Below are 5,983 nucleotides of genomic sequence, written 5' to 3'. Positions count from 1 at the left end.
CACGCTCCGCTGTTCTGTGGTCCGCCGACTGCATTGTGGCAGGTGGCGGTGACATCGGCGGGCACGACCGGCTCAGCTCCTGCCGATGAGGTCCGCGGGGAACGCGCCCGCCGCCACCGCCGCACCGGCGAACACGCCCGCCAGTTCGGTGAGCCGGGCCACCCCGGCCGTGCCGAGATGCTCGTACGGCGCCCGGTCGAGCCGGTCGGTCTCGTCCTCCAGGGCGCCGCGCAGCCGGACACCCGCCTCGGTCAGCCCGCCCTCCCCGTCCATCAGCCCGCGCCCGCGCAGCCCCTCCCGGGCCGCCTCCCACTCCTGCCGGCTCCAGCCGCGGCTGGCCAGGATCCACTTCGGTGACATGCCACGGCCGCTCGCGGTATGACTGGCCAGCGCCTCCAGAGGACCGAGACCGGCGTGTGTCAGCGCCGCCAGATGGCCGTCGCCGCGGTATTCGCGCAGCAGGGTCGCGGCGTGCCACAAGGCGAGATGCGGCGCTTCCGGGACCGGCAGATCGGCGTTGGCCGCGTAGAGCGGACGCGCCGGACGCGAACACGCCTCGGTGGCGCGCAGGGCCAGCTCCGCCGCCTCGGCCAGCTCCCGCGAGGCGAGGGCCTCCTCGCCCAGCAGCCGCCGCAGCAGTGAGTCGACCGCGCGCAGCCGCGCGTCGAGCGCGTCCTCGGGGGAGAGGACGTCCCACACGCGCGGGAGGTGGCGGGCGACCAGCTCGTGCTTGAAGTTGTGGAAGGTCGCGGTGACGATGCCCGCCCCGACCCGGCCGAGCGGCGCCGAACGGGCGGCGAAGTAGGCGGCGTTGATGTCGTCGAGGCCCGCGGGGGCGAACTCGCGGCGCAGGTCCGGGGAGAAGTAGAGAGCCGAGTGGATCGGGTTGACGACGGAGTGGCAGCGCCGCACGGCGCGTTCGGGCAGAGTGGTCATGGCCGCATGTTACCGACTGGTCGGTACGTTCACCGTCGGACCGATGGAACCCCGCTCCCGGCCGCCCGCACGAGGGCCCGGAACGCGCCGTCTCACGCGCCCACCGTCCAGCCGAAGCGCGGCTCCCGGCGCTCCAGGAACGCGGCGACGCCCTCCTCGGTCTCGCCGCTGGAGCGGGCCTGCTCCGTCCAGTACGCGGTACGGTCGGGGCCTCCCGAGGCGGACTCCTTGGCCGCCGCCTGGGTCAGCCGGGAGCGCGAGACCAGCACCCGGCCGAACTCCGCCACACGTCTGTCCAGCCCACCGGCCGGAAGCACCTCGTCCACCAGTCCGGTGCGCAGCGCGCGCTCCGTGCCGATCAACTCGGCCGAGAACAGCAGATACTTGGCCGTCGAGGGCCCCACGAGCGAGACCAGCCGCCGGGTGGACGACGCCGGATAGACGATCCCGAGCCGCGCCGGAGTCACGCCGAACAGGGCGCCCTCCTCGGCGAACCGCAGATCGCAGGCCGCGGCGAGCTGGCAGCCGCCGCCCACGCAGTGACCGCGCACGGCGGCGAGAGTCGGCTTGGGGAAGGCGGCCAGCGTCTCTTCGGCCCGTACGGCCAGCGACCGGGGATCGTCCGGCCGGGGATCGCCACCTGCCTCCGGCGGCACCTCCCGGCGCGCCTCGTCGCGCGGCTCCCCGGGCACCTCGCCGCGCGTCTCCCGCGACTGCGCGGGTTCACGCAGCGAGGAGATGTCGGCGCCCGCGCAGAACGTCCCTCCCTCGCCGGTCAGCACCAGCGCCCGTACGGCGGGATCCACCGCCAGCCGCCCGAGCAGCGGCGGCAGCTCCCGCCACATCGACGCCGTCATCGCGTTGCGCTTCGCGGGGTGGTGGATCACGACGGTCGCGATGCCGTCGGAGACGGTGTGCAGCAGCTGCGGCTCCATGCGCCGGATGCTATCCCCGGCCCGGCGACGGTCCGCCGTTGCCCGTCATGCCTCCTCGACCGTTCCTGAAGCGTCAGTCGCCGATCACATGCGATTGCTCTGACGGCTCGCTCGGTCGAAGGCGGTCGCCCTTCGCCAATTACGACTGACTTCTGTTCAGTCGCCCGGTGTGGACCGGCCTGTTCCCAAGACTCGGAATCCGCCGGCCGAACCGGTCGAGCCAGTCGGGCCACAGGTCGAAACAAGGGTGGGTGCCGCAAGGATGGAGAGCCGCGGGAGTGTTCCGGCCCGGCCGCTGTCGTACGAGGGAGTCTGGCGGTTCACCGCTCCGGCCGTCGACGCCTCCGTACCGCGGGTCAGGCACGCCGTACGCGATCTGCTCAGACGCCAGCGTGTACCGGTCAGGGACACGGTCGTCCAGAGTCTGCTGCTCATCGTCTCCGAGCTGGTCACCAACTCCGTGCGGCACGCGGCCCTGCTCTCGCCGGAGATCGGTGTCGAGGTCACCATCGGCGCGGAGTGGGTCCGTGTCGCGGTCGAGGACAACCACCCGTACCGGCCCAAGGCCCTGGAGACCGATCACGCCCGGACGGGCGGGCGCGGGCTGCTGCTCGTACGGGAGATCACCCGCGAGGCCGGCGGTAGCTGCGCCGTCGAGCACACCGCCGGCGGCGGAAAGATCATCTGGGCGACGCTGCCGTTCCTGGCCCCGGTCGGCGGGGCGCCGGCGCGCGAGGGCGGTGTCACCAGCCCCCGGCAGGCCCTGTGAGCTCTCTGATCGCCGGCCGCGCCGCGTCCAGCACGGTCATGAACCACGCCGAGAACGGGTCCCGGCCATGCCGCCCGGCCAGCTCCGCCGGAGTCACATAGACCGTCTCGTCGACCTCTTCCGGGTCGGGCCGCAGCGAGGACTGCGCCATCCCGACGAAGAGATGGTTGTACTCCTGCTCGACCAGTCCCGACGCCGGGTCCGGGTGGTTGTAGCGCACCGTACCGGCCTCGGCGAGCAGCGAGGGCGAGATGCCCAGCTCCTCGTGGGTACGGCGGGCGGCGGCGGCGAACGGTGCCTCGCCCGGGTACGGATGTCCGCAGCAGGTGTTCGACCAGACACCGGGGGAGTGGTACTTGCCCAGCGCGCGCCGCTGGATCAGCAGCCGTCCCTGCTCGTCGAAGAGGAAGACGGAGAACGCCCGGTGCAGTTGACCGGGCGCCTGATGGGCCGAGAGCTTCTCGGCGGTGCCGATGGTATTGCCGTTCTCGTCGACCAGCTCCAGCATGATCGTTTCCTGAACGCCGTTCGACGAGCTGTTCGCCGTACTGACTGGTGTGGTCGGCATAACCATCCTTCGCTTCGGGCCTCAGCCCCCAAGTCTGCCGCACAAAAGCCCCGTGCCAGCACTTCGGGAGTGTGGGCATGTCCGTTCTCCCAGGCCCCCGGGGGTGTGGCCGGCAGGGGGTCAGTGACAGAGTTTCGCCTCGTGTTCGGCGTGCCCTCTCGGTTCGAGCTGGAAGGTGCAGTGCTCGACGTCGAAGTGATGGCCGAGGCAGCCCTGGAGGTCGTGCAGCATTTTCTCGTGGCCCACCGCGTCCAGCGCGTCCTGGTCCACCACCACATGTGCCGAGAGCACAGGCATACCGGATGTGATGGTCCAGGCATGGAGATCATGTACGTCTGCCACACCGGGCAGCCCGAGCATATGTGCGCGCACCTCGGCCATGTCCACGTCCTTGGGCGCGGCCTCCAGCAGTACGTTCAGTGTCTCCCGCAGCAGCTTCACCGTACGGGGAACGATCATGAGCCCGATCAGCAGACCCGCGATCGGGTCGGCCGTCTGCCATCCCGTGAGCAGGATGACACCGGCCGAGACCAGCACCGCGAGCGAACCCAGGGTGTCCGCGAGCACCTCCAGATACGCCCCGCGCACATTGAGGCTGTCCTTCCGCCCGCGCATCAGCAGGGACAGGGACACCAGATTGGCGAACATACCGATCAGGGCGAATACGATCGTCAGTCCGCCCCTGGTCTCGGGCGGCGTGACGAAGCGCTCGACGGCCTCGTACAGCAGGAACCCGCCGACACCGAGCAGCAGCAGACAGTTGGCCAGCGCGGCGAGGATCTCGGCCCGCGCGTAGCCGAAGGTGCGCTTCTTGTCCGCGGGGCGGCCCGCGAAGTGGACCGCCAGCAGCGCCATCCCGAGCCCCACGCCGTCCGTCGCCATATGGGCCGCGTCGGCGAACAGGGCGAGGGAGTCGGCGGCGAGACCACCGACGATCTCCACCACCATCACGGAGAGCGTGATGGACAGCGCGATCCGCAGCCGCCCGCGGTAGGCCGCGGTCGCGGTGCCCGCCGGCGGCCCGCCGTGGCCGTGCCCGTGGTCGTGCCCTGCCCCCATGGGACCGCCTTCCGGTCGTCTGTGCGATCTGTCGACCACGCCAGTGAACTACGGGTGGGGGGTATGCGGCAACACGGCACTGAACACCGTTGTCATATGCTCTGACCTGCGGAAATGATCGCAGGTCAGAGCAGGGACGAGATCACCCGGCCATGGTCGCCGGGTGGTGCAGCCGCCAGCCCTCCCAAGCCGATTCGACCATCTCGCGTACCCCGTGGCTCGCCGTCCAGCCCAGCTCCTCGGCGATCAGCCCGACCGAGGCGACGGCCCTCGCGGCGTCGCCGGGACGGCGCGCCTCCACCACCGGACTGGCGCGGTGGCCGGTGACCTCGGCCACCAGACCGGCCAGTTCACGGACCGAGACGCCCTCACCGCGGCCGATGTTGACCGTGAGGTCTCCGGCGCCCTCCTGGTCCGCCAGCCGGCGCGCGGCGGCGAGATGGGCGTCGGCGAGATCCGCCACATGGATGTAGTCACGGATGCAGGTGCCGTCCGGTGTCGGATAGTCGTCACCGAAGATCCTGGGCGCCTCGCCGCGGCTGATCCGGTCGAAGAACATCGGGATGATGTTGAACACTCCGGTGTCCGCCAGCTCGGGCGTCGCGGCGCCCGCCACATTGAAGTAACGGAGACAGCCGGTGGCGATCCCGTGCGCCTGTCCGGTCGCGCGGACCAGCCACTCGCCCGCGAGCTTGGTCTCACCGTACGGATTGATCGGCACGGCAGGGGTCCGCTCCGTGATCAACTCCACATCCGGCACCCCGTACACGGCCGCCGAGGAGGAGAAGAGGAAGCGCCGTACGCCCGCGGCGACCACGCCGTCGAGCAGCACCGTGAGCCCGTGCAGATTCTCCCGGTAGTACCGCAGCGGCTGTTCGACGGACTCCGCGACCTGCTTCTTCGCCGCGAGATGCACCACACCGGTGACCTCGTGCGCGGCGAGCGCACGGTCCACCACCTCCCGGTCCAGCAGGGAGCCCCGCACCAGCGGAATCGCGGCGGGCAGCCGCTCGGCGACACCGGTCGAGAGATCGTCGAGCACGACGACCCGCTCTCCCGCCGCGGTCATCGACCGCGCCACATGTGCCCCGATGTAACCCGCACCACCTGTGATCAGCCAAGTCATGGCCGCAACCCTAGGGCCTGTCGCCACGTCCGCGCCGTCCGCCCGCGGGGCCGGGGCTCGCGGCGTCCGGTCCGTGCGACCGCGGGCGCCACGCGGCGGACGACACCGTGACGGCGGGGCCCGGAGGGTGCCCTCCGGGCCCCGGTCCTCGTTTGTCCGGGAGAGCGCCGGTGACCCATGATGATCAACGCGCGAACCGTCCACGAATCAGACCTTGGCGTCCGGAACGTAAACGGCCGGTGAACTCAGCCTTCAGTTCATCCGATAGCCTCTCTGCCGACGTGCCGCCACCCGGATCCCGGGTCCCGACGCCGCGCACCCAGCCCTGTCAGTGCCAAGGAGTGAGTCGTCTGCCGACCGCCATCCTCACCGGTCCCCCGGTCCCCGGATCGCCGCTCGAAGGTCATCTGAGGTCGCTGGGGTACGACGTACGGACCGCGCCGGGCGCCGAGGAGGCGCGAAGCCTGCTCGTCTCGGCCCCCGCCGCCGAGCGCGTCGCCCTGGTCGACCCCCGTTTCGTCGGCCATGTCCACGCGCTGCGCCTGGCCCTGACCGATCCGCGCTTCCCCGCCGCCGCCGTGCCCGGCGCG

The 5,983-nt window shown here is 71.3% G+C and carries 6 protein-coding genes and 1 pseudogene; 2 read left to right on the top strand and 5 right to left on the bottom strand.

Annotated features, from left to right (window positions below; translation table 11 throughout):
• Positions 1-72 precede the first annotated feature (72 nt).
• Positions 73-936, bottom strand: coding sequence for an SCO6745 family protein (locus tag BFF77_RS17205; protein WP_066950278.1), 864 nt, complete (start codon positions 934-936; stop codon positions 73-75).
• Positions 937-1,028: 92 nt separating this feature from the next.
• On the bottom strand, positions 1,029-1,871 hold the full coding sequence (locus BFF77_RS17200) for an enoyl-CoA hydratase/isomerase family protein (RefSeq protein WP_066950275.1): 843 nt from the start codon (positions 1,869-1,871) through the stop codon (positions 1,029-1,031).
• Between the two features lie 262 nt (positions 1,872-2,133).
• Here BFF77_RS17200 and BFF77_RS17195 point away from each other — a divergent pair, with 262 nt between their 5' ends.
• A complete protein-coding gene (locus BFF77_RS17195) occupies positions 2,134-2,640 on the top strand; it encodes an ATP-binding protein (protein ID WP_066950272.1) in 507 nt (168 codons plus the stop codon).
• Here BFF77_RS17195 and idi read toward each other — a convergent pair.
• The 3 genes from idi to galE all read right to left on the bottom strand — a co-directional run bounded on the left by idi (position 2,615) and on the right by galE (position 5,393).
• Positions 2,615-3,208, bottom strand: coding sequence for an isopentenyl-diphosphate Delta-isomerase (idi, locus tag BFF77_RS17190; RefSeq protein WP_066950269.1), 594 nt, complete (start codon positions 3,206-3,208; stop codon positions 2,615-2,617). The two genes, BFF77_RS17195 and idi, sit on opposite strands and share 26 nt — an antisense overlap.
• A gap of 120 nt (positions 3,209-3,328) precedes the next feature.
• Positions 3,329-4,267, bottom strand: coding sequence for a cation diffusion facilitator family transporter (locus tag BFF77_RS17185; RefSeq protein WP_066950266.1), 939 nt, complete (start codon positions 4,265-4,267; stop codon positions 3,329-3,331).
• A gap of 142 nt (positions 4,268-4,409) precedes the next feature.
• Positions 4,410-5,393 carry a UDP-glucose 4-epimerase GalE gene (galE, locus tag BFF77_RS17180; RefSeq protein ID WP_066950263.1) on the bottom strand — a complete coding sequence of 328 codons (984 nt, stop codon included), beginning with the start codon at positions 5,391-5,393 and terminating at the stop codon, positions 4,410-4,412.
• A gap of 350 nt (positions 5,394-5,743) precedes the next feature.
• Here galE and BFF77_RS17175 point away from each other — a divergent pair.
• Positions 5,744-5,983: pseudogene (locus BFF77_RS17175) on the top strand (CDP-alcohol phosphatidyltransferase family protein); the annotation flags it as partial.

The sequence above is a fragment of the Streptomyces lushanensis genome, assembly GCF_001700515.1.
GTDB classification, from domain to species: domain Bacteria; phylum Actinomycetota; class Actinomycetes; order Streptomycetales; family Streptomycetaceae; genus Streptomyces; species Streptomyces lushanensis.
The sequence above is the reverse complement of the archived record's forward strand: the minus strand, read 5'-3'. Positions and strand labels throughout refer to the sequence as shown.

What these genes read in the sequence shown, in the direction of transcription:
- BFF77_RS17205 (WP_066950278.1), bottom strand. Translation starts at nt 936, where the DNA reads ATGACCACTCTGCCCGAACGCGCCGTGCGGCGCTGCCACTCCGTCGTC.
- BFF77_RS17200 (WP_066950275.1), bottom strand. Translation starts at nt 1,871, where the DNA reads ATGGAGCCGCAGCTGCTGCACACCGTCTCCGACGGCATCGCGACCGTC.
- BFF77_RS17195 (WP_066950272.1), top strand. Translation starts at nt 2,134, where the DNA reads ATGGAGAGCCGCGGGAGTGTTCCGGCCCGGCCGCTGTCGTACGAGGGA.
- idi (WP_066950269.1), bottom strand. Translation starts at nt 3,208, where the DNA reads ATGCCGACCACACCAGTCAGTACGGCGAACAGCTCGTCGAACGGCGTT.
- BFF77_RS17185 (WP_066950266.1), bottom strand. Translation starts at nt 4,267, where the DNA reads ATGGGGGCAGGGCACGACCACGGGCACGGCCACGGCGGGCCGCCGGCG.
- galE (WP_066950263.1), bottom strand. Translation starts at nt 5,393, where the DNA reads ATGACTTGGCTGATCACAGGTGGTGCGGGTTACATCGGGGCACATGTG.